The organism is Enterobacter cloacae complex sp. ECL72, assembly GCF_019056635.1.
GTDB classification, from domain to species: Bacteria; Pseudomonadota; Gammaproteobacteria; order Enterobacterales; family Enterobacteriaceae; genus Enterobacter; species Enterobacter hormaechei_C.
Genome location: NZ_CP077659.1, coordinates 2,701,934 through 2,726,326, shown reverse-complemented (window position 1 = coordinate 2,726,326; position 24,393 = coordinate 2,701,934). Strand labels below are relative to the sequence as shown.

Genomic DNA, 24,393 nt, shown 5'->3' with positions numbered 1-24,393 from the left:
TGCTTTTTTAGGGTCTTACAAATACGCTGTTTTAGTGTACTCTTGCCGCCCTGGCATGAGGATAATAACCAATGGATATGACTTTTTTACGCGCCAGCGTTCTGGCGACTTTTTTACTCCTGACCGCGTGTGACTCTTCCACACAGCCCGCAAAAATCGACGCACCCGCCGCGACGGTGCTGGAAGGGAAAACCATGGGGACCTTCTGGCGCGTCAGCGTGATGGATATTGATAAATCCCGCGCTGAAGAATTACGCGGTAAAATTCAGGCGCAGCTGGATGCCGACGATCAGCTACTCTCTACCTATAAAAATGACTCAGCGCTGATGCGTTTCAATCGCTCCAGCAGCACCTCGCTGTGGCCGGTGAGCGAAGCGATGGCCGATATCGTCACGGAATCCATGCGCGTGGGCTACAAAACCAACGGCGCAATGGATGTGACCGTGGGGCCGCTGGTGAACCTGTGGGGATTTGGCCCCAACAAGCAGCCGGTGACTACACCCGATCAAGCCGCCATCGACGACGCCCGCGCCCGTACGGGGTTACAGCATCTGGCGGTGATCTCCCAGTACGGTCAGCAATACCTGCAAAAAGATATTCCCGACCTGTTTGTCGATCTCTCCACGGTAGGCGAGGGGTATGCTGCGGATCATCTCGCGGCCCTGATGGCGCAGGAAGGCATTCCCCGTTATCTGGTTTCCGTCGGGGGCGCGCTCGTCAGCCGGGGCATGAACGCCAGCGGCAGGCCGTGGCGAGTGGCCATCCAAAAACCAACCGATCAGCAGAACGCGGTGCAGGCGATTGTCGACATCAACGGGCATGGTATCAGCACCTCCGGAAGCTACCGCAACTATTACGAGCTGGATGGCAAACGTATCTCGCACGTGATTGATCCGCAAACCGGACGCCCGATTACCCACAACCTGGTGTCCGTGACGGTGATAGCCCCAACCGCGCTGGAAGCGGATGCCTGGGATACCGGATTGATGGTGCTCGGCACGGAGAAGGCCAAAGAGGTGGTGCGTCAGGAAGGGCTGGCCGTCTATATGATCACCAAAGAGGCTGACGGATTTAAAACCTGGAGTTCGCCGCAGTTCAATAGCTTCCTGGTGAGCGAAAAAAATTAAAAAGCAAGGTTGCGGGTTTTTGTTCGGTGGCGTTCAGGCAAGCTGAGCGTATGCTTGTAAGAGGAGCCGATAATGAAAAACACAACCTATCTTACCGATGAGGATCGCTGGCAGGCCGTACTGGCCCGCGATCCGCGTGCGGATAACCAGTTTGTCTTTGCCGTGCAGACGACCGGCATTTATTGTCGTCCGTCCTGCCGCGCCCGCCACGCGCTGCGTAAAAATGTCTGCTTTTATCCTGATGCTCACCAGGCCGCGCAGGCGGGTTTCCGCCCCTGTAAGCGCTGTAGGCCGGACCAGGTCGACCCTATGGCGCAGAAAAAGGCCAACATTGCGCTGGCCTGTCGACTGCTTGAACAGGATGCCGCGCTGAACCTGGAGGCACTGGCGCAGCAGGTTGCCATGAGTCCGTTCCATTTCCACCGCTTGTTTAAATCCGTCACCGGCATGACGCCGAAAGCATGGCAGCAGGCCGCGCGTGAACAACGCCTGCGCACCCTGCTTGCACAGGGCGGTAAAATCACCGACGCCGTACTGGCCGCTGGCTTTCCGGACGGCAGCAGCTACTACCGTAAAGCCAACGGCGCGCTGGGCATGACGGCAAAACAGTACCGCAACGGAGAGGCTGCGGTCCGCTATGCCATCAGTGACTGCTCGCTGGGCCGCTGTCTGGTGGCGGAAAGCGAGCGCGGGATCTGCGCAATACTGCTGGGTGATGACGACGCCGGGCTGACGGCTGAGCTGCTGTCACTGTTTCCGCTTGCCGTCCGTGAACCGATGGAAGGCGCGTTTGCCGGGCGTGTTCGGCAGGTTATTGCCTCTGTCGACAGCCGCGCGACGCCGCTGATGCTGCCGCTGGATATCCGTGGTACCGCCTTCCAGCAGCAGGTCTGGCAGGCGCTGCGGGATATCCCCTGCGGTGAAACGGCAAGCTATCAGCAGGTGGCGAAGGCCATTGGTAAACCCAATGCCGTACGTGCCGTGGCGGGGGCCTGCGGTGCCAACAAACTGGCGATAGTCATCCCCTGTCACCGCGTGGTGCGTAACGACGGTGCGCTGTCGGGTTATCGCTGGGGCGCAGCGCGTAAGATGCTATTGTTGAAACGTGAGGCGAACAACCCGGAGGGATAATGCTCGATCTTTTTGCTGATGCTGAACCCTGGCACGAGCCGCTCGCGCCGGGGGCGACGATCCTGAGACGCTTCGCGCTTTCCCGCGCGGCGGCGCTGTTCGACGGTATTGATGCCGTTACCGCTTGTTCACCGTTTCGCCATATGGTTACGCCGGGCGGGTATACCATGTCCGTGGCGATGACCAACTGCGGCGAACTGGGATGGGCGACGAATGAGCGGGGCTATGTATATGCCGCGAACGATCCGCTGACGGATCAGCCGTGGCCGCCGATGCCGGAGGCGTTTCAGGCGCTGTGTCATGACGCCGCCGTGGCGGCCGGCTATCCTGATTTTCGACCCGATGCCTGTCTTATCAACCGTTATGCCGTTGGGGCAAAGCTCTCCTTGCATCAGGATAAGGACGAGCCAGACCTGCGCGCGCCGATTGTCTCGGTATCCCTTGGGCTGCCCGCTGTCTTTCAGTTTGGCGGCCTGCGGCGCAACGACCCGCTCAAACGGCTGATGCTGGAGCATGGTGATGTGGTGGTCTGGGGCGGTGAATCACGGCTTTTTTACCACGGTATTCAGCCGCTTAAACCTGGCGATCACCCGGTGGCGGGGGCATTTCGCTACAACCTCACGTTCCGTCAGGCGGCATACAGAGAATAAAAATAAGAATTATTCTTGATGTGTGTGAAAGGCAGTTTACACTGCTGGCTGATTTTTCTTGTCCGGATTGCTCTGCATGCAACTACTTCTTCTTGTCTGGCGGCAGTATCGCTGGCCTTTTATCGCGGTGATGGCGTTAAGCCTTGCCAGCGCGGCGCTGGGGATCGGCCTGATTGCCTTCATTAACGTGCGTTTGATCGAAATGGTCGACACGTCACTCTCCGTCCTGCCGGAATTTCTGGGTTTACTGCTGCTGCTGATGGCAGTCACGCTCGGGTCACAGCTGGCGCTGACCGCCCTCGGCCACCATTTCGTTTTCCGTCTGCGCAGTGAGTTCATCAAACGGATCCTTGATACTCAGGTGGAACGCATCGAGCAGCTGGGAAGTGCCTCTCTGCTGGCGGGGCTGACCAGCGATGTGCGCGCCATTACCATCGCCTTTGTGCGCCTGCCGGAGCTGGTGCAGGGGATCATCCTGACATTTGGCTCGGCAGCCTATCTCGCCTGGCTCTCCAGCAAAATGCTGGCGGTTACGGCGCTGTGGATTGTTATTACCATCTGGGGCGGGTTCCTGCTGGTATCACGCGTCTATAAGCACATGGCGGTGCTGCGCGAAACGGAAGACAAGCTCTATAACGATTATCAGACGGTGCTGGAAGGGCGCAAAGAGCTGACACTGAACCGCGAGCGTGCCGAGCATATCTTCAACCATCTCTATATCCCGGATGCGCACGAATATCGTCATCACATTATCCGCGCCGATACGTTCCACCTGAGCGCCGTGAACTGGTCCAATATCATGATGCTGGGCGCGATTGGCCTGGTGTTCTGGATGGCGAACAGCCTGGGGTGGGCCGATACCAACGTGGCGGCAACCTACTCCCTGACGCTGCTGTTTTTACGCACGCCGCTGCTGTCGGCCGTTGGCGCACTGCCGACGCTGCTGAGCGCTCAGGTGGCCTTCAACAAGCTGAAGAAATTCGACCTTGCGCCGTTTAAGGCTGAGTTCCCGCGCCCGCAGGCCTTCCCGAACTGGCAAACGCTGGAGCTGCGTAACGTTACCTTCCGCTATCAGGATAACGCCTTCTCCGTAGGGCCGATAAACCTGACCATTCACCGCGGCGAACTGCTGTTCCTTATCGGCGGCAACGGCAGCGGCAAATCTACGCTGGCGATGCTGCTGACGGGCCTCTACCAGCCGCAGGCGGGTGAAATTTTGCTGGATGGTAAAGCGCTGAGCGCGGAGAAACCGGAGGACTACCGCAAGCTCTTCTCGGCGGTATTTACCGACGTCTGGCTGTTCGACCGGCTGCTGGGACCGGAAGGGCAGCAGGCGGATCCGGCGCTGGTGGAGAAGTGGCTTGCGCACCTGCAAATGTCGCACAAGCTGGAGCTCCAGGATGGCAAAATCCTGAATCTGAAGCTGTCGAAAGGGCAGAAGAAGCGCGTGGCGTTGCTGCTGGCCCTGGCCGAGGAGCGTGACATCATCCTGCTGGATGAGTGGGCCGCCGATCAGGACCCGCACTTCCGTCGCGAGTTTTATCAGGTCCTGCTGCCGCTGATGCAGGCGATGGGAAAAACCATTTTTGCCATCAGCCATGACGATCACTACTTCATTCACGCCGACCGTCTGCTGGAGATGCGCGACGGCAAGCTGAGCGAGCTGACCGGCGATGAGCGCGATGCGGCGTCACGGGACGCGGTGGCGCGTACGGCCTGATTGCAATTGTGCCGGGTGGCGCCCGGCACACTAATTTTTCATATATGCCGTTTTTTTCTCCATCCCGACCCGCCGTTTATTCTTATTTACATATCCCCGCGCTATGCTTAACGCCAACTCATTTAATGGATTTATGATTGATGTCGGTATTAAAGAAAAACAGCGCCAGGCAGCGTGACCAGGAGCGTGCGCGGCTCATCTGGCTCCTGACGACCGATAAAGCGGTCACGTCAACGTTATTGGGTAAGCTAACCCTGGCTGAGCAATATGATGTCGGCACGCTGGCCGACGATATTGCTGAGGTAGGTGCGCTGGTTGCACATTTACCGCCCCCGGACCTGGCGGACACCCTGGAGGCATTGCCTTCCGAGGAGCGCCACGCCCTGTGGCGGCTGGTGCAGGATCACGAGCGCGGTCAGGTATTGCTTGAAGCCTCGGAAAACGTCTGGGATGACCTTATCGATGAGATGAGCGACCGGGACATCCTTGACGCCCTGCAAACGCTGGATATCGATGAGCAGATTTACCTCGTTCAGCATCTTCCGCGCAACCTGACCGGACGCCTGCTGGCTTCCCTGCCTGCTGAAGAGCGGGCGCGCGTGCGTCAGGTGATGCACTACGAGAAAAACAGCGTCGGCGCGATCATGGAGTTTGGCGTCATCACCGTGCGCCCGGACGTCACCCTGGGTACGGTGCAGCGCTATCTTCGTCGCCTGGGCAGTATGCCGGACAACACCGATAAACTGTTCGTCACCTCGCGGGATAAAACCCTGCTCGGGGAGCTGGAGCTGAAAACGATCCTGCTGAACAGCACCCAGCAGCGGGTGAGTGAGGTCATGGAAACCGAGCCGATGGTCTTCTCGCCGGAAGACGATGCCGAAAAAGCGGCGCGTACCTTCGAACGTGATGACCTGGTGAGCGCGGCGGTGGTGGATTCGGTGGGCAAGCTGATGGGGCGTCTGACCATCGATGAGATCGTTGACGTGGTCTATGAAGAGACCGATAACGACCTGCGTGCCCTTGGCGGGATCAGTGCCGAAGATGACGTTCATGCCTCCGTCGGCAAGGCCGTCAAAACGCGCTGGGCGTGGCTCGCCATCAATTTATGCACCGCGTTCGTGGCGTCCCGCGTTATTGACGGCTTCGAACATACCATTTCCCAGCTGGTGGCCCTGGCGTCGCTGATGCCGATTGTGGCGGGGATCGGCGGGAACACCGGTAACCAGACTATCACCATGATCGTTCGCGCCCTGGCGCTGGAAAACATACAGCCGGGTAATTTCTCGTGGCTGATTTTCAGGGAGATGGGCGTTGCGCTGATTAATGGCCTGGTCTGGGGCGGCATCATGGGCGGCATTACCTGGTGGCTGTATGATGATATGGCGCTGGGCGGGGTCATGATGCTGGCGATGGTGCTGAACCTGCTGGTGGCGGCGATGATGGGCGTGATTATCCCGTTGACCATGACCCGGCTGGGGCGCGACCCCGCGGTGGGGTCGAGCGTGATGATCACCGCCATTACCGATACCGGCGGTTTCTTTATTTTTCTTGGACTGGCGACGATTTTTCTTCTGTAGCCAGCGCTTTTTGCTTAAGTCGGGCAGGGAGGATGAACATCATCACAATCCCGCCCAGCACGCCAATCGCCAGGTTGCCGGTGAAAACCGTTGCCACAACCGTCACCAGCATCACGACGGTTTCAGCCACCGGCGCGTTTTTCAGCGTTCCAGGCTGAACGCTATGCCAGCTAAAGGTCTTGACGGCCACAATGGCCATAATTCCCGCCAGTACCGCCATCGGAATTTTGGCCATCACCTCGCTGAGCGCCGTAACCAGCACCAGCAATACGATGCCCGCCGCAAGGGTGGAGATACGGCTTCTGCCTTTCCCCATCTCCACGTTAACGATGGTCTGCCCAATCATCGCGCAGCCCGCAATGCCGCCGTAGAACCCGGCCATAATATTGCCCACGCCCAGTCCGATGCTCTCGCGGCGCTTACTGGAGGGGGTAGCGGTCAGCTCGTCCACCAGTTTTGCCGTCAACAAGGATTCCAGCAGGCCAACGAAAGCGATACTTAGCGCGCACGGCCAGATGATGCTCAGGGTTTCCAGATTGAGCGGCACCAGCAGTTGCGTAAAGCCCGGCAAACCGCCGCCCATGGAACCTTCATCCCCTACCGTCGGCAGGATTTGCCCGCTGGTGACGGTGAACAAAGTCAGCAGCACAATGGCAATCAGCGGGGAGGGCACGCTTTTGATATAGCGTGGCACCCAGAGCACAATCAGCAGCGTCAGCACGAACAGGCCCACAATCAGCGGGCTTCCGCTCCAGAAATGGGGCACCTGGGCAAAGAAAATCAAAATGCCAAGGGCGTTAACAAACCCGGTCATCACCGACTGGGGAATAAAGCGCATCAGCCGCGCCATACCCAGCGCGCCGAACAGGATCTGAATCACGCCTGCCATCACCACCGCGGGCAGAATGTACTGTACGCCGTGTTGATGGACCATCGGCCCAATCACCAGCGCGACGGAACCTGCCGCCGCCGTCACCATGGCCGGACGCCCGCCGAGCAGGGAAAGGGCGAAACAGAGCACCACGGAGGCGATAAGGCTCACTTTCGGATCCACGCCCGCGACCACGGAAAACGAAATCACTTCCGGGATCAGCGCCAGCGCGGTAATCACACCGGCCAGGGTTTCGCGCATCAGACGGTGAGGCGAACGTAAAACAGTGGCGACATGGCCTTCTTGAGGTACAGACGAGTGGGGTAATGACATAACAATTCGCTGGTAGGGGCAGGCTTCCGTGCGCGCGATCACAAAGTGCAGCATGATAGCCAGGAAAATCGTCGGGTGCCAGCCTGTCTGCCAAATCCCTACAAACAATCCATCATTAAATTTCACAATTACAATAATTTCGTAACCTTTAAACAATATTTAAAAGTTGCTACCGTGCCACCGCAGCGTGTTTCACCTGTAATTTCCACGCATCAAGCACTATTCAACTAAGGCATAAATGATGAAAAAAATGACTGCCGTGCTCTTTTCTCTGGCCGTGGGGCTGAACGTCGTCTCGCTGGCGGCGAAGGCTGACGCACCAAAAGAGCAGGAAACGGATGTCCTTTTAATTGGTGGCGGCATCATGAGCGCCACGCTGGGAACGTATCTTCAGGAATTAGAGCCGAACTGGTCCATGACCATGGTCGAGCGCCTCGATGGCGTGGCACAGGAAAGCTCTAACGGCTGGAACAACGCCGGGACGGGGCACTCGGCACTCATGGAACTGAACTATACGCCGCAGAAAAAGGACGGTTCCATTAGTATCGAGAAGGCGGTAGAGATCAACGAAGCGTTCCAGATCTCACGTCAGTTCTGGTCTCACCAGGTGAACAGCGGTGTGTTGCACAATCCGCACTCCTTCATCAACACCGTACCGCACATGAGCTTTGTGTGGGGCGATCAAAACGTCAACTTCCTGCGCGCGCGCTACGCTGCCCTGCAACAGAGCACGCTTTTCCGCGGGATGAAATACTCTGAAGATCACGCTCAAATCAAAGAGTGGGCGCCGCTGGTCATGGAAGGCCGCGATCCGAACCAGAAAGTAGCGGCGACCCGCACTGAAATTGGTACTGACGTTAACTACGGTGAAATCACCCGTCAGCTGGTGTCCTCTCTGAAGAAAAAAGAGAACTTTAACCTGCAACTCAGCTCCGAAGTGCGTGGTTTCAAGCGCAACGCGGATAATAGCTGGAGCGTGACCGTTGCCGATCTGAAAAACAACGAAGCCGAGCATGTGATTAAGGCGAAGTTCGTGTTTATCGGTGCGGGCGGCGCGGCGCTGAAACTGTTGCAGGAGTCCGGCATTCCGGAAGCAGACGACTACGCGGGCTTCCCGGTTGGCGGCCAGTTCCTGGTGTCGGAAAACCCGGAAGTGGTTAACCGTCATCTGGCGAAAGTGTACGGTCAGGCCTCTGTGGGCGCACCACCGATGTCCGTTCCGCATATCGACACCCGCATGCTGGACGGTAAGCGCGTAGTGCTGTTCGGGCCGTTTGCCACATTCTCCACCAAATTCCTGAAAAACGGTTCCCTGTGGGATCTGCTGAGCGCGACCACGACGTCAAACGTTAAGCCAATGATGGACGTGGGGCTGGATAACTTCGATCTGGTGAAATACCTGATTAGCCAGGTGATGCTCTCTGATGAAGAACGCTTCGAGGCGCTGAAAGAGTACTATCCGCAGGCGAAGAAAGAAGACTGGCGTCTGTGGCAGGCAGGTCAGCGCGTGCAGATTATCAAACGCGATCCGAAAGAGGGCGGCGTGCTGCGTCTGGGCACCGAAGTGGTAAGCGATAAGGATGGCACCATTGCCGCGCTGCTGGGGGCATCTCCGGGGGGCGTCTACCGCTGCGCCAATCATGCTGCACCTGATGGAAAAAGTGTTTAAGGACAAAGTATCCAGCCCGGAATGGCAGGCGAAGCTGAAAACCATTATTCCATCCTACGGTACGAAGCTGAACGGTAACGTTGAAGCCACGGAACAAGAGCTGGAATACACCAGCCGCGTTCTGCAACTGCAATACGTCAAACCGCAGGCTGCGGATGCTGCGCCTAAGGCAGAGCTGAAGCCTCAGGCGGAAAGCAAGCCGGTAGCGGATATCGCGCTGTAAGGTAAACGCAAAACGGTAACATCCGTTACCGTTTTTAGTGTTTTCTCCCTCTCCCGGTGGGAGAGGGTTGGGGGTGAGGGCACCAGAACGCACCCTTTCCTGGTCGGGTAAGCGAGAGCGCCACCCGACTTATTATTAACGAACTACCGCTTGTCCTACCGTCTCATCCGCCTTCCATACGCGATATTTCACATCCACGTTTTCCGGCGTGTATACGACGATCGGCAGCTTGCTGTTATAGCGCAGCAGACTGTTATCACCCAGATACGCGGTAATAAATTTCTTCTCTTTCTTGCCGTCCGGGCACGCCATCATGGTGGAGACTGGCGAGGTTACTTTGTCGAAGACATAGTAGTCATAGCCCCAGCCTTCCAGCGTTTTGCTTTCCAGCTGGCCGCCCAGGCGATGCTGGTTGCAATCCACTTCCAGCGTCTGGCCGATTAACAGCTCAACTTTGAAATTTGCTTCATCCTGCTGAGCCGGGAGCTGAATAACCTGGCGCTTCATCCCTTTGTCCGCTTGCGGATACGGAGCAACTTTTTCCAGCGGCTGCTCTTTCCGGGTTTCGCTGGCGAAAGCACTGGTGCTGGCGCACGCAGCGGCGATGAGGGCGATGGCAAATTTAGGTGCGTTTTTCACTGTCATTCCTTTTTGTTAAAACGATCCTGGAAAGACTAACATATAGTACGTGAATAGTTGGCGCAATTTACTCATATTTTCATTTTAAATGGAGTAATACACTGCTTTTATGTTTATTTATTGGTGTTTAATGCTGTGTTGGAGTCGATGCGGCAATCGTGTTATTTTAAGCGTTAATTATTGTTATTCATCTGTAAAGGGAGGGGAGATGGTACGGGAAAAACTGAAGACACCTGAAGGCCGCAAGTTCCTGCTGGCGTTACTGGTTGTGTTTATGATTGCTGCTGCATGCGTGGGGCGAGCAACCATTGTCGGTGTGATTGAGCAGTACAACATCCCGCTCTCTGCCTGGACAACCAGCATGTTTGTCCTGCAATCGGCGATGATCTTTGTTTACAGCCTGGTGTTCACCGTCCTGCTGGCGATTCCGCTGGGGATTTTCTTTCTCGGTGGGCGTGAAAAACACTAAGCATTGCGCATGCGGAGACAGGCAATAAAAAACCAGCCATAAGCGGCTGGTTTTTTTGTGTAGTTTTGGTCGGCACGAGAGGATTTGAACCTCCGACCCCCGACACCCCATGTCACTGCGTTAAAGCCGCTGCAACCCTTGTAAATACTGGTGCTGTGGCATGTTTGACTGTATATGCAAACAGTGCATATTTTGCAAAATCCGCTCTATATACATCAATGAGTTAGGGGGGAGTTCTTCCCCAATACTGTTCGCATTCGTTGACAAACAACATAGAAGAAAATGAACTATCATGAGTTAATCTTGATTAACTAAAGAACGCCTGTGAAGTTAACAAAAATCTGTTGATTTCTCATCTGGGAGTTGTTATCTTAGTCTCAGAGTCGAGTTGTATGTGACTCTTACGCACATTAGAGAGGCCAAAATATGTTAACGCCGTTTGGTAAGAAAGTTAGGAAATTACGTATAGACGTCGGTGTCACGCTGAAAAGCATGGCTGATGCTATGGGCGTGACCTCGTCTTACCTCTCAGCAATTGAAACAGGAAAACGCGCTGTTACTGATCCTGTGCTGAAAAGCATCATTAGCTATTTCAGTAATGAAGGTGTTCATGCAGGTGACGATTTAACAAAAGCAGCACGTGATTCTCAACAATCTGTTGAGATTAATCTGTCGGGTAAGAATCAGAATGCTCGGGAAGTAGCGATGGCATTTGCACGCAACTTTGATGAACTGAGCGATGATGAGTTTAAACGTCTACGTGAATTGTTAACGAAAAAACAATAAGTAGGAGGCTCTGTTTGAGCGGACAAGATTATCGAGTGCCACCTTTAAGCCGCAACGCGGTGCGTGGTTTAACCAACAACTTACGCTCGATGCTGAAGATACATGATTTGTATTTTCCCGTAATAGAAATGCTGGAGTTCGCGCTACCGCAGATCTTACCTAACTTTTCTTTTGAAACAGCTACGGAAAAGGAGATGGGGGGAACACATGGTCTTACTATGCCTCAGGACTCGTTAATCATTCTTCGTGAGGATGTCTATGAGGGTGCCCATGCTGGAAACGGTCGTGATCGTATGACTGTTGCTCATGAAATTGGTCATCTGCTAATGCATAAGAATATTGCTTTTGCCAGAGCGGCTCCAGGAGTGGAAATTAGAGCTTTTGAAAGCAGCGAATGGCAAGCTAAATGCTTTAGTGGAGAGTTACTCGTTCCCTACAGTCATGCGCCATTATTGCGGGGTATGTCTGTAGAGGAAATCGCAAAGGCGTGTGGAGTGTCTGCGCACGCTGCGGATTATCAAAAACAGCTGTTAAAAAAGTAAAAACCCTGACGGCGGCAACCATCAGGGTTTAACTAGGCGATGATACCAAGAGGCATCGCACCGTGAACTTCTCTATAAGCAGCCCGAACATAACACTTCGGGAGAGTAGGTTCAAGGAAAAATCTCTCTCGGTAAGGAGGTGTTTTATGAATGGGTTTGAAATCAATCGTTTCAAAAGCGGCACCAAAAGGGTTCCGTTGGGTTTTCTGCCGCTACCGCAAGGTACGTGGAAAATCCGCCAAAGTCCTTGATGCTCATGATTATGGGTATGAGGCGTGGGCGTTCTTAGTTCGTTGCTAAGAGTAACCACACAAGGCACCTTCGGGTGCCTTATTTAAGTCTTTATTCAAGGCACCCTTGGGTGCCTTTTTCTATGCCATTTTTATTTCTGCATGGGGTACTTCTACCCATTCAACATGGTTTTGGGTATAAATTTTTGTCGATTTTGCATCACTATGGGCCATCCTTGCCTGCGGATCGATGCCTTGTTTTTCGAAAATATGAGCTGCCAGCGCTCTAATCTCGTGAAAGGTTGGTCTTTCTTTGATAGGTAATTCTGCCGCTACACCTATCCGGTCCCGCAGCTCTGAAAATGCCCTGCTCAAATAATCAGGGGCCACCTGCGTTGGGTGGTTAACTTCCTTGCTTATAGGATTGCTTCTCTTTTCCAGAAGCCGGTGAACAACATAAGGACTGGCCACATTGTCTCTGCTGTTGTCGATGATCTCTTTCAGGGCCCTGCCGATCGGAATAGCAACGTGTGAGGCCTCTTTGTGCTGCACTTTTTGCCGATGAATGTAAAGTGTTCCGAATATGCCAGCCTCTTCCTGATCGAACCATACACAGCCGCAAACCCCTTCTTTAGGTTCCTTGATAGAGTACCGGATCCGGGAAACTTCCAGGCGCGCTTGCGTAGTTTGTATTGCAAGGTCCATTGCAGTCTTCAGCCAAGGTTCAGCAGCTGCATGTATGGCCAGGAACTGTTCCAAAGTAAGTCGCCGGCGGACCTTTTTATCGACACGCCGCATTTTTTTCCGTGTTGCAGGGTTATCCATCATTAGCGATTCATCCACAGCATAAGAGAATAGCTTTTTCAGGAAGCTAACTTTTCGGTTCTGAACATTGGCCGAAGATTCAGAATGGTAATTTCGTATGTAGGCATTTACGTGCTCAAGCTCAATGTCGCATGCGGGTATGTTGTTAAAAAATTCTTTAACCCTGATGGCATCATTATTCCAATCGTCAAGTGTGCTTTTAGAAGGCTGCTCATCTTTGATCGCTCTCTCCATAATGCGATCAACATGTTCAGAAAACGGGTGGGCTTCACCATTCAGCCCTCCAGATTCCCGAATTAATGAATCCATCGATGGTGTATTTTCAGGGCGCATCCTCAGGTTATATTCTCGGGCGATGGCGATAGCCATTACTCGATCCGAACCGAGAGTTTTCTTTTTCCCAGTTATAAGCGTGAACTTATACACGCCACGATCTTTATCAAAAAAAAGATAATCAGGAAGGTGGCGGTATTCTTTTTTTCGTGGCCTTGCTGCCATGGTCAACCCTCAATTATTAACTGACGTACCGCCTGATTAACAATTGAGTCAACTCCCCACTTTTCGGTTTCATAGACAAAAACTGAACCATCTACAATCCTTCCCATGAGTAATCCGTTTTCGACCCAACGTTTAATTGTACGGTTGTCAGGAATGGAGTCTTTGGTAAATTCGCGCTTACTCCAGAGACTCGCTTTCATTAGCTTTGCCATGGTTTCCTTCTCCATAAAGCCCGGCTGCACCCGGGCTGAGTGGTTTACTCGTTGGTGCTGGTGGCAGGGATAAGTTTCTGCCAAATTGCTGACACATATTTTGCCTGATGGCGCGCATCAGCCAGGGCGTTGTGAACATCGCCAATGAAAGGCATGTCACGTTTCGGATCGAAACCAACACTGCGACCGAGGGTAACGATCGTGCGTACATCGTGATCGTTCCAAAATTCCCACGGGCAAATGCGCCCGGCGCGTTCGTAAGCTCCGCGCAGAATCACATTGTCAAAGGTGGCCCCGTTACCCCAGACCTTCATGTATTTGAGATTATATGCATGCCGGTGAATGAAATGGCTAAGTTCCGACAGTGCATCAGTGATAGGCATCGCGTCATCAACACAAATAGCTGAGCGTGCTTCCGGGCTTTGTTTTAGCCACCAAAGAATTGTATCTCCATCCGGTACCGCACCTTGAGCCATTGCGCTTTCAAGCGAGACGGCCGTGTAAAATTCTTGGCCAAGTTCACCTGTTTGGGGGTTAAAAAAGACGGCACCAATTGAGACGATCGGCGCGTTTGGCTTTTTCCCCATTGATTCGAGGTCAATCATTAAGTCGTTCAACTGCTTTCTCCATTGCTAATTCTGCGATTAAAGCCGAGGGGACAACCACCGGCATTGGTACTCTGACGATCTGTGCTCGTACTCTATCGATTTCCCCTGCCAGCTCCAGCAGGCGGGAGCGGCAATCCTCTGCCTCTTCACGCCACCAGGCTACGTCGGCTTTAAGGCGGCGCAAGCGCCGCTGTTTGAGTTTACTGGGCATTAGGCCTCCGGTTTGGGCGCTGCTGCAATCATGGCTGCCCAGCACAGCTTCGCCCGGTGCGCTGCCTGCTGACATCCGCTCATGGCGTCGTATGCTTCCCAGACCTCCGCATCGCTAAAGCTCTCATCTGGCTCTGACTCGAACCCATTGACGATCATGTCTTCTGTCGGCTCAATCGGCACCGCCACCCACCCCTCTGGCAACTTGTAAGCCGTCGTTACAGGTTCGGCACCCTGAAGCATGGCGGCGGCGCGTTCTGCGTCATACAGCCATGCATCAATCGGATTAAGCGAGTTTTCGATTGGTGTCCCGCCTGACTGGTACATCAGAGCCTTTGCACGTAAAAACAGCTCTTTCACCACTTCCAGATCAGCCACACGCTTCTCTGCTTCGTCAGCCTTCACAACGGGAACATGGCCGTAACCGGGGTCCGTGCTACCGAACGCCGCCGGATGGATGTAATAAGTTTTCATGCTTCATCACCTGCTATCGGCTTAATGCTGCTCAGAATCAAACGGCGTGATGTCATCGGTGCACCGCTGCGGCGGCCATCTTCTTTCCGGTAGGTTTCAGTGCGGCCAACACACCAGGTCGTTGGAGTCTCGCGCAACTGCACGGTTTTCTCGCCATCTTTGGTGATGATGGTTCCGGTATGGGTTTTTATTTTCTGGTTTACTGCCATTATCGATTACCCCTTATCTGCTTAACCATGAGCTCTAAAAATTCCTGGCAACTGGCGCACGTTTGGCAGCCAGGCATTGCAACCCGGCGCGCCTCAGGAATGTCCTCTCCGCATTCAGAACAGTGCTCTGCAGAGACTGCATTCTGATCAATACGGTGTTTTTGTATGGCCAGCTGCAGGCGGTGCTCTACCAGCTCGTTTGCCTGATCGATGATGTCTGAACTCATACGGCGCGCTCCTGGCGAAGTAACGCATCGTGCAGCGCCATTGCACCCGCTTCACGGAGTGCAGCATCTTCATAACTGATGCCGTTCGAATCCATGATGCAGTCCCTATCGAGGTACTCCGAACAATCGTTGAGGGCAGATTTGATAGCGTGGGCACGCACTTCATCCAGTACAGCGTCGGTCACATTGCCTGAATGGTCTGGGTCGGTGAACTCGATAAGGACTTCATTTCCTCTCTGAAGAAGTTCTTCATCAGATGCATAGGGGAGTTCATCAGCAGTATTAAGGTGCCCATGATTATACCCAGCTGAATAAACCTGCCCGGCAGCCCATCGCACCGCCTGAACTTCCGCAGCCAGCGCAGCTACCTGCTTCTCAGCGTTTGACAGTTGAAGGAGGAGTTCTTCAACTAACGTCACACGCATCACTACCTTCTGGCAGTCGTTGCGTTTAGCTCTGGCGATGGTGCCGCGCAGAGTCGCGTATTTGTTGGTGGTCATTGGACGGACTCCTGACGAAGATGGTTAATTTCGGCGTCAAGGCTCATTCGCTGGTCCATCGATTCCGTCAAGGCGGCAAATGTAACGTCCAGGCGAGTGGCTACCTCACGCATCAGAGAGGCTTCTGCTGGTGGCAGTTTCCCCGCCGCAGCATGGGCTGCGGCTACCAGTTCTTTTATCTTCATGCGAGGCATGCGCGTGATTCCGTAAGCTCATTGAAACGGTTAATGAACAAGCCATATGCCTGGCCTGGGCGAAGAGGAACGATCTGGATAATGTCGCTGGCCGGAATACCTTCGAGGCAAGGCCAGAGTGAGCCGTCGTCGATATCCAGATCGCGGCGTTCAGTGGCAAGCATCACCAGATCGGCATATTTCACTACCGCTGACATATCAGGGGTGATGCTGAATTTGGCCCGGATCAGCTGTTCTACCTGCTCTTCAATGCGACGGTAATCTGGAAGCAACGCTTTCAGGGGGGCAGGGATGTCCTGGCAATATGCTTCTGCTGCGTCATGCATCAGGGCTTCAAAGGCGAACTCTGGCGGAACTAGCTGGCTGCACAGCACAGAGTGCTGGGCCACGCTGTAAAATTCCGGCAGATGACCAGTGAAGCGGCAGATGTGGGAAAGCGCGGTCGCAATATCCTCGATCTCCACATCGTCAGCAGTTGAATTGAGGTAATCGAATTTCTTACCTGAAAGTGTCTGGATATAACTCATCGTATTTTCTTCTCCATATTTGGCAGCTGCACCTGCGCCAGTTTTGGGTTGTACGAATCCCTCGCCATTGGCGATTAATAAAGGGAATTACGCTTCAATAAATCCCCGCGGCGCCGGGGATTTAATGCAGAGAAATTACGCTTTAAAGTTACCGATAAAGGTTTCAACCGGCTTGTCGGTGAACTTCTCGATCAGCAGGTCACGGAACTCGTTGGCGATAGCTTCTTCCTGGGCTTCCAGTTGAACGATGCGGAGTACAAACACCGGTTCCCCGCTTTTAAGCAGGCTGTTACGCAGACTAAAGCGGCGTTCGCCCAGGCCTTCATATGGCACGCATTTGAACTCGAAGGCGACAGGCATCACGTCTTTACTGCTGGCTTCAACGCTCTGCATCAGGGACTTTCTGCCGCCAAAATCTTCGTCTTCATGAGCTGCTTCCGAGACTTGTTTGATATTGACGCGACGAACGGCACCAGCTGCCTGCGCGATGGACAACACATTCCCGTCGGCATCAAATGCGCTCAGGAAGTCGGCCCAGTCCTCCAGCCATTCAGCAATTTCTTTCTGGCCCAGACGATCGCCGTTTACCTGAAGCAAGGCTCGGAATGGTGCTGTCTTTTTGAGGGTGATAGAGGCGACGTTATCAGCATGGCCAGGGTTAGCCAGCGTACCGATATTGAACACGGAGCGTGCGGTCATGTTGTCAGCATCGATAAAGCATCGTGCTGGTTCGTCGGCTTTGGCGTAGCCTGCGGCGTAACGCACAAAATCAGGAATACTGGTTGTGGTCATGGCGCCACGGAAGCGAAAACGCTCAAACTCGAAACGCTCGAGGCTTTCTACGTGAACCCCTTCAGGAAGCAGGGCCGTCGGGCATGCCGTAACTTTTGCTGCATCCAGGTGGTAACCGGAAAGAACCAGGTCTTTTACCTGCTGCAGGGCATTGCCGTCTAAAATCTGGGACATAAAATTTCCTTAATATGTGGTCATAGGGATGTCAGTGATTTGTCTGCTGCGGATCACTGTGCCGCTTTAAGCTTTCCGTCAACGCCGCCGTTGATCCCGAACAGCTGCCCCTGATCTTCCTGCAGGATGGTCAGCTTGCCGCCTTTGTTAACCCACATTGGTGTTTCGGTGGTGTCTTCTTCGGAGGCTTTACCGCGCGGGGTTGGGGTGACGTAGTTCAGCTTGTGCTTGATCTTGACGCGCTTCTCTTCGACGGAGTTACCCATACGCTCAATATCAAAGGTGAGGACTACTTTGCCTTTGGTACCGTTATTCAGAACGCCAAGCGCGGTAGTGTTTAAAGCTGCCGCGATCTTGTTCATGAACACGCCGGCATCCAGTTCGCCCAGGAAATCGGGCACTACGGTCATGCGGTCACTACTCATGGTTTAACCCTCTGTGAGGCGGCTGCCACCGCCAGTGGAACTTCTCCATACACAACAGAAAAGGGCACCTGCGCTTCGGCTATGGGTAGGTGGTCCATTTCCATAGCGCCCGGGTGGATTGGGGAATGAGCCCGTCGCCCGGTGATGCCCTTGTCTCTTGTGTAAAAAAGGTGCCCACCGATGTGATGGGCAAAGACTACACACAGCAATGATGTTGTTGTGGCGGTGGTGCCTCCACCTGCCGGACCGGCCAGAACCGGCGACGCTACACCACAAGAAACGTATTCATTTCAAATGTTGAAATAAAAACTTGTTGGCCTCGTCACGTGCGCAGAGCCGCATTACCACAACTGGAAGCGCACTCTTTCGGTAACAAACCTGCCCCCGCAGTGAAAGAGAGAAGGAGTGCGCTTTCACGTTGTGCCCTTAAAAAGCTGGCTGTCACCCTCAAGGGGAAAGTTAGCAGCCAGAACAGGGATCACTTCTTATTGCTTTGGCCTGCTTTTAACCACATCAGGCGCGGTGGTTTGGTGTCGACAGAAAAAATCTAACTTAACTTAGTTTATCGGTCAAGTGAAAACATCAAACTAAACTTAGTTTGATGCTTAGAGGAAGAGCGGGAAGGGATCAGAGTTCGTACTGAACCCCTTTAACAACGCCAATAATGAGGCAGTTACCATTGATCGGGATGTTGGGGTAGCGAGGATTTAGTGGCACTAAAAATTTTTGTGGGCCATCAATGACAAGTTTTTTAACAGTCGCTTCGTTAGTGCCATCAATACGCGCAACCACAATCTTGCCATGAAGGGGTTCGGCATCTGGATCAACAAGAACGGTTGCCCCTTCAGGGATTGTTGGGAGGCCATTTGGATTGGTCATTGAATCCCCTTTGACCTCTAAAGCGAACGAGCTATCCCCAATGCGAAGTGATGTTTCAACCCATTTATCGACATCACTGAATAAATCAGCGGCTTTACATTCCGTAAACTGCCCAGCTTGAACCAAGGAAATCACGGGCACACGCCTCATTTTAGTTATGAGGGTACCTTCAAATTCAGTGCCGTAAAGAATGTAATCTATTGATGTATTGAAGAATTTAGCCAGCTTAACCAGTGATTCCCCGTTTGGGATATTCACATCCTTTTCCCAATAACCCACCGCTACGTCACTAACCCCGCAGAACTTACCCAGTTCTTTTTGAGAGGTTTTTGTAACCCTGCGTAGAGCTTTAATGCGCTGACCAACCGTTTCCATGAAAGCACCAAATTTAAAAAAGACTAAGTAATCTTAGTTTTTATTGACCAAAGTTAGATTGGTTATTAATATCTAACCAAACTTAGCTAAGGAGGCTTCATGACAACCGACGAGATTGAACAACATTTCGGCAGCACTGAGAAAGTTGCCGAATTTTTTGGCATCACCAGTGAGGCCGTTTACCAGTGGCGTAATCGCCCCGGACGCTTAATCCCAAAAGGACGAGCTGCTGAAGCTGCGTATCGAACTGCTGGTGAACTGGAATTCAACCCAGAACGTTATGGCAAGAATACTTCGCCTAACGATCAGAAATAACCACAGAAGGGAGGAACTAGCCGTGGGTATAGAACCTGAATGGAAAGTAGATAAGCAGCCAGCCTGGCTGGTGGCCGCAATCAAAAAAACGATCACCGAGCTGCCTGGCGGATATTCAGAAGCTGCTGAGTGGTTGGGTGTGACCGAGAACGCGCTGTTTAACCGGCTGCGTACCGATGGCGATCAGATCTTCCCGCTCGGTTGGGCGATGGTGCTTCAACGTGCTGGTGGTTCAAACCACATAGCGAACGCTATTGCACGTCACTCGAACGGTGTTTTTGTGCCATTGGCTGATGTTGAAGAGATTGAGAACGGCGATATCAACCAGCGTCTCATGGAGTCAGTTGAGTGGATCGGCAGGCATTCGCAATACGTTCGTAAAGCTACCGCTGACGGCGTTATTGATGCTCAGGAACGCGCCCAGATCGAAGAGAACAGCTATCAGGTGATGGCTAAGTGGCAGGAACATTTGACGCTGCTTTTCCGAGTGTTTTGCGTGCCGGAAAAGAATGACGCCCGCGAGTGTGCAGCTCCGGGCGTCGTGGCAGACAAATCTTGTATGGAGAAGTAATCCGCATGACCAGTTTAACGGCTTTTAACCGTTTACCGCAACTCAGGATGATCCCGGTACCGGGCGCTCCGTTGTTTCGGTATGAACGCAGAATAGCAAACCGCTGGGTGCCATGTAACCACAGTCGGGCGGTCGCAATTGTGGGGGTTTACTACAGGAAGGCGAAACGCTTATGCGCGAAGTTAACCGAAGGTTCAAAGACCACAGAGGGATCCCCGTTCGGGTTATCAGGTGGGAGCCAGAGACTCAACGAGTTATCTACCTGCGGGATGGTTATGACCACGAATGTTTCAGCCCGCTCGAACAATTCAAGCGCAAGTTTACCGAGTTAAAGGACGACCATGAGCACTAAATTAACAGGTTACGTTTGGGACGCTTGTGCCGCTTCTGGCATGAAGCTGTCCAGCGTTGCCATCATGGCGCGTCTGGCAGACTTCAGCAGTGATGAGGGGGTTAGCTGGCCTTCCATCGCTACCATCGCGCGCCAGATTGGTGCTGGTGAGAGCACGGTTCGCACAGCCATATCTCAACTGGAAAAAGACGGGTGGTTAACCCGCCAGCAGCGCCGGAAAGGCAACCGCAATGCATCGAACGTTTACCAGCTCAATGTTGCGAAATTACAGGCTGCTGCCTTTTCTCACCTGTCAGATTCTGACGCATCAAAATCTGATGCCTCAAAAACCGACGCGTCAAAATCTGAGGCATCAAAAAACGATGAAAAAGGCGGTTTTCACCCGTCAGAATCTGGGGGGGATCCGTCAGTAAATACAACTACTGATCCATCAGATAAAAAACATTCTTGTCCGGTTGCTGCGCAACCCGACCCTGTGGTGGTTATCACCGATCAGGCGAAGCAGGTTTTATCACATCTGAACAAGACCACCGGATCACGGTATCAGGTCTGCAAATCATCCTTGGAAAACATCCGGGCTCGCCTGGCTGACGGGTTTACGCCCGATGAGCTGCTGTTGGTGGTGGATTACAGCGTCGAGAAGTGGGGCGAGGATCTGAAAATGGCCGAATATCTGCGCCCAACAACGCTGTTTCTGCCAACAAAATTCCCAGGCTACCTGCAATCCGCAAATAAGTGGAACGCAGCAGGACGTCCAGAACGACAGTATTGGGGCTCAATCCGTAAGCATGATCCGATGAAATTTGGTGGACCAGATAAAGCCATTCCAGCTGGCTTCAGGGGAGCGAAATGATGAGCATGAATGCTGATAACAAATATTGCCGCGCGCTGGCTGAACTGCGCTCAAAGCCAGCGCATGAATTGAAAGAGGTTGGCGATCAGTGGCGCACTCCAGATTTGTTGTTTTGGGGCATCAATTCGATATTTGGGCCGATGGTTCTGGATCTGTTTGCAGACGATAGCAATGCTAAATGCCCTGCATGGTATACCGCCGAGGATAACGCGCTGACGCAGGACTGGTCAGAGCGTCTGGCAGAACTCGGTGGCGCCGCGTTTGCAAATCCGCCATATAGCCGTTCTCAGTACCATGAAAAGCAGGCCATCACTGGCATGACCCACATCATGAATCACACAATGGCGATGCGTGATAAAGGTGGTCGTTATATATACCTCGTGAAGTCAGCCACAAGTGAAACATGGTGGCCGGAAGATGCCGATCACATCATGTTTATTCGTGGTCGTATTGGGTTCGATCTTCCTGTTTGGTTTGTTCCCGCTGACGAGAAGCAGCAACCCACCAGCGCATTTTTTGCCGGGGCAATCGCTGTCTTCGACAAAACCTGGCGTGGTGAAAGCTTCAGCTATATCAATCGCACCGAACTGGAAGAAAAAGGGCGTGCAGCATTGTCATTAGCTCAATTCGCCGCGGCAAAAATGGCCCTTCCGTCGGTGTCGGAAAAAGCAATGCCTACTCCCATTGCAACGGCAGATGCAGAGTCGCGCATCTGGCCTCTGGAGGTTGGTCTGGTATTCAATCAGGTCGAGGGGGCGGATTCTCTGGGGGTGAACCAACAGAACAAGTTGAAGGCCAACATCAACCAACTCTGGCTGGAGCGTGTGCCTACCAGCGAAATAATTAGCGTGGCCGGTGGTCTGGTTAGCAGTATGCAGGGGGCCGTCAATGCGTGAAATTATCGTTGATAACTTTGCTGGTGGTGGCGGCGCGAGTACCGGCATTGAACTGGCGATCGGGCGTAGCGTGGATATCGCTATCAACCACGACGAAAACGCTATTGCGATGCATAAGACGAATCACCCGGACACGCTGCATTATTGCGAGTCGGTGTTTGACGTTGACCCAAGCGCAGCCACCAGCGGCAAACCTGTCGGTCTGGCCTGGTTTAGCCCTGACTGCCGCCACTTTTCCAAAGCGAAGGGCGCTAAGCCGGTTAAGAGAGAGATTCGCGGGCTGGCGTGGATTGTCCTGCGCTGGGCGCTGGCAGTACGTCCCCGCGTCATGATGCTGGAGAACGTCGAAGAATTTAAGACATGGGGCCCGCTGCTGGATGAAGAATTACGCCCAGATCCTGAGCGTGCTGGCGAAACATTCGAGGCATTTGTCGGCATGCTGTCGACGGGGATCGCGGCGAATCACCCTGCGCTGGCTGAGGTTTGTGAATTCCTTGCCATTGAGCCGCACGGCCAGCAGGCGCAACAGCTGATCGCCGGGCTTGGTTATGAGGTTGATTATCGGGAGCTGCGCGCATGTGACTACGGCGCGCCGACGATCAGAAAGCGTTTCTTCATGGTCATGCGCTGTGACGGCCGCAAGATTCATTGGCCTGAAGCGACTCATGGGGATCCAAAATCACTGGAAGTACAAAGCGGCAAGCTGGCGCCATGGCGTACCGCGGCGGAGTGCATTGACTGGAATATCCCGGCCCGGTCCATCTTCGACCGCAAAAAGCCGCTGGCGGAAAATACGCTCAAACGTATCGCGCGCGGCATCCAGCGCTTTGTTATCGAAAGCGCATCGCCTTTCATCGTGAAGTGTAACCACACCACGGCGAAAGGAGGTTATGACTGTTTCCGCGGGCAATCGTTGTTAGAGCCATTGCAGACCATCACTAAAAAGCATGGCTACGCGCTGGCGGTACCGCATCTTACTAAATTCCGCACCGGGGCCACCGGGCAGCCAGTGACCGAGCCGGTTCCAACTGTCACCGCTGGTACGTCGGCGCGCCCGGGCGGGAATGGGCATGCGCTTGGCGTAGTTGAGGCCGCCCTGACACCGTTCCTGGCTGGCAATGGCGGCAGTGAGTACCAGGCAAAGCCACGCCCGCTGGATAAACCCGCTCATACAATCCTCAAGCAGTCCCGCGCGTGCGTGGTTGCGCCGGTCATCGCCCGCCAGTTTGGCGCCAGTGTTGGGCACAGGGCTGACGAACCGAGTGCGACGATTACTGCAGGCGGTGGCGGTAAGTCGCAGCTGGTAACTCCAACACTGATCCAGATGGGGTACGGCGAACGCCCAGGGCAAGAACCGCGTGTTCTTCAACTGAATAACCCGCTCGGCACGGTCACTGCTGGTGGTAATAAGTTTGCAACGGTTAGCGCGTTCCTGGCGAAGCACTATGGTGGGAATTACACGGGGCCGGGTGTTGGTATGGATGAGCCTGCCCACTCAGTCACTACTGTTGATCACCACGCGGTAGTTGCGTCGCACCTGGTGAAGCTACGCGGAACCTGCCGCGACGGTCAGACCATGGATACACCTATGCCGACTATTACCGCTGGTGGCCAGCACGTTGGCGAGGTCCGGACATTCCTCGAAACCTACTGCGGTGATAGCGAGGATGAATGGCTGGTGACGATCGAGGGGGTTAAGTACCAGATCGTCGATATCGGAATGCGCATGCTGCAACCGCATGAGCTTTATAAGGCGCAGGGCTTCCCTGACGGCTACGTTATCGATCAGGACTACCGCGGTAACCATTACGCCAAAGACAAGCAGGTAGCGCGCTGCGGTAATGCAGTACCGCCGCCGTTCGCCCGCGCGCTGGTTGAGGCAAATCTTCCTGAGTTCTGTTCTGACAACCAGCAGGAGGTGGCGTGAAACTGGTGCTTCCTTTCCCTCCGAGTGTGAACACCTACTGGCGTGCCCCTAATAAGGGGCCGCTGGCCGGTCGCCACTTAATCAGTGCTGAAGGCCGAAAATATCAAAGTGCCGCATGCGCCGCAATCATTGAGCAGCTGCGCCGTTTACCGAAACCAACTACCTCACCAGCCGCGGTAGAAATCACCCTGTTCCCTCCGGATATGCGCCGTCGGGATCTGGACAATTACAACAAAGCGCTGTTTGACGCGCTGACACATGCTGGCGTGTGGGAGGACGACAGCCAGGTAAAGCGCATGCTGGTGGAGTGGGGGCCAGTGGTGCCGAAAGGAAAGGTTGAAATAACGATCAGCATTTACGAACCGGCGGGTGCAGCCGCCTGA

General features: G+C 53.8%; 30 protein-coding genes and 1 pseudogene. 16 read left to right on the top strand and 15 right to left on the bottom strand.

All coding sequences use genetic code 11. The annotated features are described in order from the left end of the window. Nucleotides 1-71: 71 nt before the first annotated feature. The 5 genes from apbE to mgtE all read left to right on the top strand — a co-directional run bounded on the left by apbE (nucleotide 72) and on the right by mgtE (nucleotide 6,205). On the top strand, nucleotides 72-1,127 hold the full coding sequence (gene apbE / locus KTH07_RS13265) for an FAD:protein FMN transferase ApbE (protein WP_015572290.1): 1,056 nt from the start codon (nucleotides 72-74) through the stop codon (nucleotides 1,125-1,127). A 72-nt stretch (nucleotides 1,128-1,199) separates the two neighbouring features. After that, nucleotides 1,200-2,258, top strand: coding sequence for a bifunctional DNA-binding transcriptional regulator/O6-methylguanine-DNA methyltransferase Ada (gene ada, locus KTH07_RS13260; protein ID WP_032619314.1), 1,059 nt, complete (start codon nucleotides 1,200-1,202; stop codon nucleotides 2,256-2,258). Continuing rightward, nucleotides 2,258-2,908, top strand: a complete 651-nt coding sequence (alkB, locus tag KTH07_RS13255; RefSeq protein ID WP_003859395.1) for a DNA oxidative demethylase AlkB — start codon at nucleotides 2,258-2,260, stop codon at nucleotides 2,906-2,908. Before ada ends, alkB begins: the two co-directional genes overlap by 1 nt. A 76-nt stretch (nucleotides 2,909-2,984) precedes the next feature. Beyond that, nucleotides 2,985-4,628 (top strand): multidrug ABC transporter permease/ATP-binding protein, encoded by a 1,644-nt coding sequence (locus KTH07_RS13250; RefSeq protein ID WP_017383408.1) that lies wholly within the window; start codon nucleotides 2,985-2,987, stop codon nucleotides 4,626-4,628. Nucleotides 4,629-4,768: 140 nt separating this feature from the next. Then, nucleotides 4,769-6,205 carry a magnesium transporter gene (mgtE, locus tag KTH07_RS13245; RefSeq protein ID WP_006811337.1) on the top strand — a complete coding sequence of 479 codons (1,437 nt, stop codon included), beginning with the start codon at nucleotides 4,769-4,771 and terminating at the stop codon, nucleotides 6,203-6,205. Here mgtE and KTH07_RS13240 read toward each other — a convergent pair. After that, a complete protein-coding gene (locus KTH07_RS13240; RefSeq protein WP_032620276.1) occupies nucleotides 6,168-7,463 on the bottom strand; it encodes a SulP family inorganic anion transporter in 1,296 nt (431 codons plus the stop codon). The genes mgtE and KTH07_RS13240 overlap by 38 nt on opposite strands. A 187-nt stretch (nucleotides 7,464-7,650) precedes the next feature. On the opposite strand from KTH07_RS13240, the pseudogene mqo reads away from it, so the two are divergent. Then, nucleotides 7,651-9,301: pseudogene (mqo, locus tag KTH07_RS13235) on the top strand (malate dehydrogenase (quinone)). 135 nt (nucleotides 9,302-9,436) lie between these two features. Here the strand turns inward: mqo and eco are convergent. Then, entirely contained in the window at nucleotides 9,437-9,946 is a 510-nt protein-coding gene (eco, locus tag KTH07_RS13230; RefSeq protein WP_015572295.1) for a serine protease inhibitor ecotin, read from the bottom strand. Nucleotides 9,947-10,148: 202 nt separating this feature from the next. Here eco and KTH07_RS13225 point away from each other — a divergent pair, with 202 nt between their 5' ends. The 3 genes from KTH07_RS13225 to KTH07_RS13215 all read left to right on the top strand — a co-directional run bounded on the left by KTH07_RS13225 (nucleotide 10,149) and on the right by KTH07_RS13215 (nucleotide 11,737). Beyond that, nucleotides 10,149-10,409, top strand: a complete 261-nt coding sequence (locus tag KTH07_RS13225; protein ID WP_006811332.1) for a DUF2534 family protein — start codon at nucleotides 10,149-10,151, stop codon at nucleotides 10,407-10,409. Nucleotides 10,410-10,835: 426 nt separating this feature from the next. Then, nucleotides 10,836-11,195, top strand: a complete 360-nt coding sequence (locus KTH07_RS13220; protein ID WP_039263194.1) for a helix-turn-helix domain-containing protein — start codon at nucleotides 10,836-10,838, stop codon at nucleotides 11,193-11,195. 14 nt (nucleotides 11,196-11,209) lie between these two features. Continuing rightward, nucleotides 11,210-11,737 (top strand): ImmA/IrrE family metallo-endopeptidase, encoded by a 528-nt coding sequence (locus tag KTH07_RS13215; protein WP_039263193.1) that lies wholly within the window; start codon nucleotides 11,210-11,212, stop codon nucleotides 11,735-11,737. A 371-nt stretch (nucleotides 11,738-12,108) separates the two neighbouring features. On the opposite strand, the gene KTH07_RS13210 is transcribed toward KTH07_RS13215, so the two are convergent. The 13 genes from KTH07_RS13210 to KTH07_RS13150 all read right to left on the bottom strand — a co-directional run bounded on the left by KTH07_RS13210 (nucleotide 12,109) and on the right by KTH07_RS13150 (nucleotide 19,096). After that, the gene (locus tag KTH07_RS13210; RefSeq protein ID WP_075606792.1) at nucleotides 12,109-13,290 is read right to left on the bottom strand and encodes a phage integrase Arm DNA-binding domain-containing protein; all 1,182 of its coding nucleotides are present in this window, start codon (nucleotides 13,288-13,290) and stop codon (nucleotides 12,109-12,111) included. A 2-nt stretch (nucleotides 13,291-13,292) separates the two neighbouring features. Next, on the bottom strand, nucleotides 13,293-13,502 hold the full coding sequence (locus tag KTH07_RS13205) for a hypothetical protein (RefSeq protein WP_001515618.1): 210 nt from the start codon (nucleotides 13,500-13,502) through the stop codon (nucleotides 13,293-13,295). Between the two features lie 44 nt (nucleotides 13,503-13,546). Next, complete coding sequence (locus KTH07_RS13200) at nucleotides 13,547-14,119, bottom strand: 3'-5' exonuclease (protein WP_047363398.1); 573 nt, start codon at nucleotides 14,117-14,119, stop codon at nucleotides 13,547-13,549. Beyond that, nucleotides 14,100-14,321 (bottom strand): hypothetical protein, encoded by a 222-nt coding sequence (locus KTH07_RS13195; protein ID WP_047363402.1) that lies wholly within the window; start codon nucleotides 14,319-14,321, stop codon nucleotides 14,100-14,102. The genes KTH07_RS13200 and KTH07_RS13195 overlap by 20 nt, the downstream gene beginning before the upstream one ends. After that, complete coding sequence (locus tag KTH07_RS13190; protein ID WP_174570155.1) at nucleotides 14,321-14,794, bottom strand: hypothetical protein; 474 nt, start codon at nucleotides 14,792-14,794, stop codon at nucleotides 14,321-14,323. Before KTH07_RS13190 ends, KTH07_RS13195 begins: the two co-directional genes overlap by 1 nt. Next, nucleotides 14,791-15,003, bottom strand: a complete 213-nt coding sequence (locus tag KTH07_RS13185) for a hypothetical protein (protein ID WP_059686776.1) — start codon at nucleotides 15,001-15,003, stop codon at nucleotides 14,791-14,793. Before KTH07_RS13185 ends, KTH07_RS13190 begins: the two co-directional genes overlap by 4 nt. After that, entirely contained in the window at nucleotides 15,003-15,230 is a 228-nt protein-coding gene (locus KTH07_RS13180) for a TraR/DksA family transcriptional regulator (protein WP_059686777.1), read from the bottom strand. The genes KTH07_RS13185 and KTH07_RS13180 overlap by 1 nt, the downstream gene beginning before the upstream one ends. Further along, a complete protein-coding gene (locus KTH07_RS13175; RefSeq protein WP_032623249.1) occupies nucleotides 15,227-15,730 on the bottom strand; it encodes a hypothetical protein in 504 nt (167 codons plus the stop codon). The genes KTH07_RS13180 and KTH07_RS13175 overlap by 4 nt, the downstream gene beginning before the upstream one ends. Further along, entirely contained in the window at nucleotides 15,727-15,924 is a 198-nt protein-coding gene (locus KTH07_RS13170; RefSeq protein ID WP_016247400.1) for a hypothetical protein, read from the bottom strand. Before KTH07_RS13170 ends, KTH07_RS13175 begins: the two co-directional genes overlap by 4 nt. Further along, the gene (locus KTH07_RS13165; RefSeq protein WP_075606793.1) at nucleotides 15,912-16,451 is read right to left on the bottom strand and encodes a hypothetical protein; all 540 of its coding nucleotides are present in this window, start codon (nucleotides 16,449-16,451) and stop codon (nucleotides 15,912-15,914) included. The genes KTH07_RS13170 and KTH07_RS13165 overlap by 13 nt, the downstream gene beginning before the upstream one ends. A gap of 135 nt (nucleotides 16,452-16,586) precedes the next feature. Further along, nucleotides 16,587-17,417 (bottom strand): YfdQ family protein, encoded by an 831-nt coding sequence (locus tag KTH07_RS13160; RefSeq protein ID WP_075606794.1) that lies wholly within the window; start codon nucleotides 17,415-17,417, stop codon nucleotides 16,587-16,589. Between the two features lie 53 nt (nucleotides 17,418-17,470). After that, the gene (locus tag KTH07_RS13155) at nucleotides 17,471-17,842 is read right to left on the bottom strand and encodes a hypothetical protein (protein WP_023294084.1); all 372 of its coding nucleotides are present in this window, start codon (nucleotides 17,840-17,842) and stop codon (nucleotides 17,471-17,473) included. A 627-nt stretch (nucleotides 17,843-18,469) separates the two neighbouring features. Next, the gene (locus KTH07_RS13150; protein WP_217310770.1) at nucleotides 18,470-19,096 is read right to left on the bottom strand and encodes a LexA family transcriptional regulator; all 627 of its coding nucleotides are present in this window, start codon (nucleotides 19,094-19,096) and stop codon (nucleotides 18,470-18,472) included. 99 nt (nucleotides 19,097-19,195) lie between these two features. Here KTH07_RS13150 and KTH07_RS13145 point away from each other — a divergent pair, with 99 nt between their 5' ends. From KTH07_RS13145 to KTH07_RS13115, 7 genes are all read left to right on the top strand, one after another. Continuing rightward, nucleotides 19,196-19,411: a Cro/CI family transcriptional regulator gene (locus KTH07_RS13145; RefSeq protein ID WP_001515606.1), complete on the top strand. Its 216-nt coding sequence runs from the start codon at nucleotides 19,196-19,198 to the stop codon at nucleotides 19,409-19,411. 22 nt (nucleotides 19,412-19,433) lie between these two features. Beyond that, the gene (locus KTH07_RS13140) at nucleotides 19,434-19,982 is read left to right on the top strand and encodes a YmfL family putative regulatory protein (RefSeq protein WP_062676856.1); all 549 of its coding nucleotides are present in this window, start codon (nucleotides 19,434-19,436) and stop codon (nucleotides 19,980-19,982) included. Between the two features lie 172 nt (nucleotides 19,983-20,154). Further along, the gene (locus tag KTH07_RS13135) at nucleotides 20,155-20,334 is read left to right on the top strand and encodes a DUF4222 domain-containing protein (protein WP_032676944.1); all 180 of its coding nucleotides are present in this window, start codon (nucleotides 20,155-20,157) and stop codon (nucleotides 20,332-20,334) included. After that, nucleotides 20,324-21,187, top strand: a complete 864-nt coding sequence (locus KTH07_RS13130; protein ID WP_023294082.1) for a conserved phage C-terminal domain-containing protein — start codon at nucleotides 20,324-20,326, stop codon at nucleotides 21,185-21,187. The genes KTH07_RS13135 and KTH07_RS13130 overlap by 11 nt, the downstream gene beginning before the upstream one ends. After that, a complete protein-coding gene (locus KTH07_RS13125) occupies nucleotides 21,184-22,083 on the top strand; it encodes a phage N-6-adenine-methyltransferase (protein WP_371822017.1) in 900 nt (299 codons plus the stop codon). The genes KTH07_RS13130 and KTH07_RS13125 overlap by 4 nt, the downstream gene beginning before the upstream one ends. Next, nucleotides 22,076-24,010 (top strand): DNA cytosine methyltransferase, encoded by a 1,935-nt coding sequence (locus KTH07_RS13120; RefSeq protein WP_062676857.1) that lies wholly within the window; start codon nucleotides 22,076-22,078, stop codon nucleotides 24,008-24,010. The genes KTH07_RS13125 and KTH07_RS13120 overlap by 8 nt, the downstream gene beginning before the upstream one ends. Continuing rightward, complete coding sequence (locus tag KTH07_RS13115) at nucleotides 24,007-24,393, top strand: RusA family crossover junction endodeoxyribonuclease (protein ID WP_062676858.1); 387 nt, start codon at nucleotides 24,007-24,009, stop codon at nucleotides 24,391-24,393. Before KTH07_RS13120 ends, KTH07_RS13115 begins: the two co-directional genes overlap by 4 nt.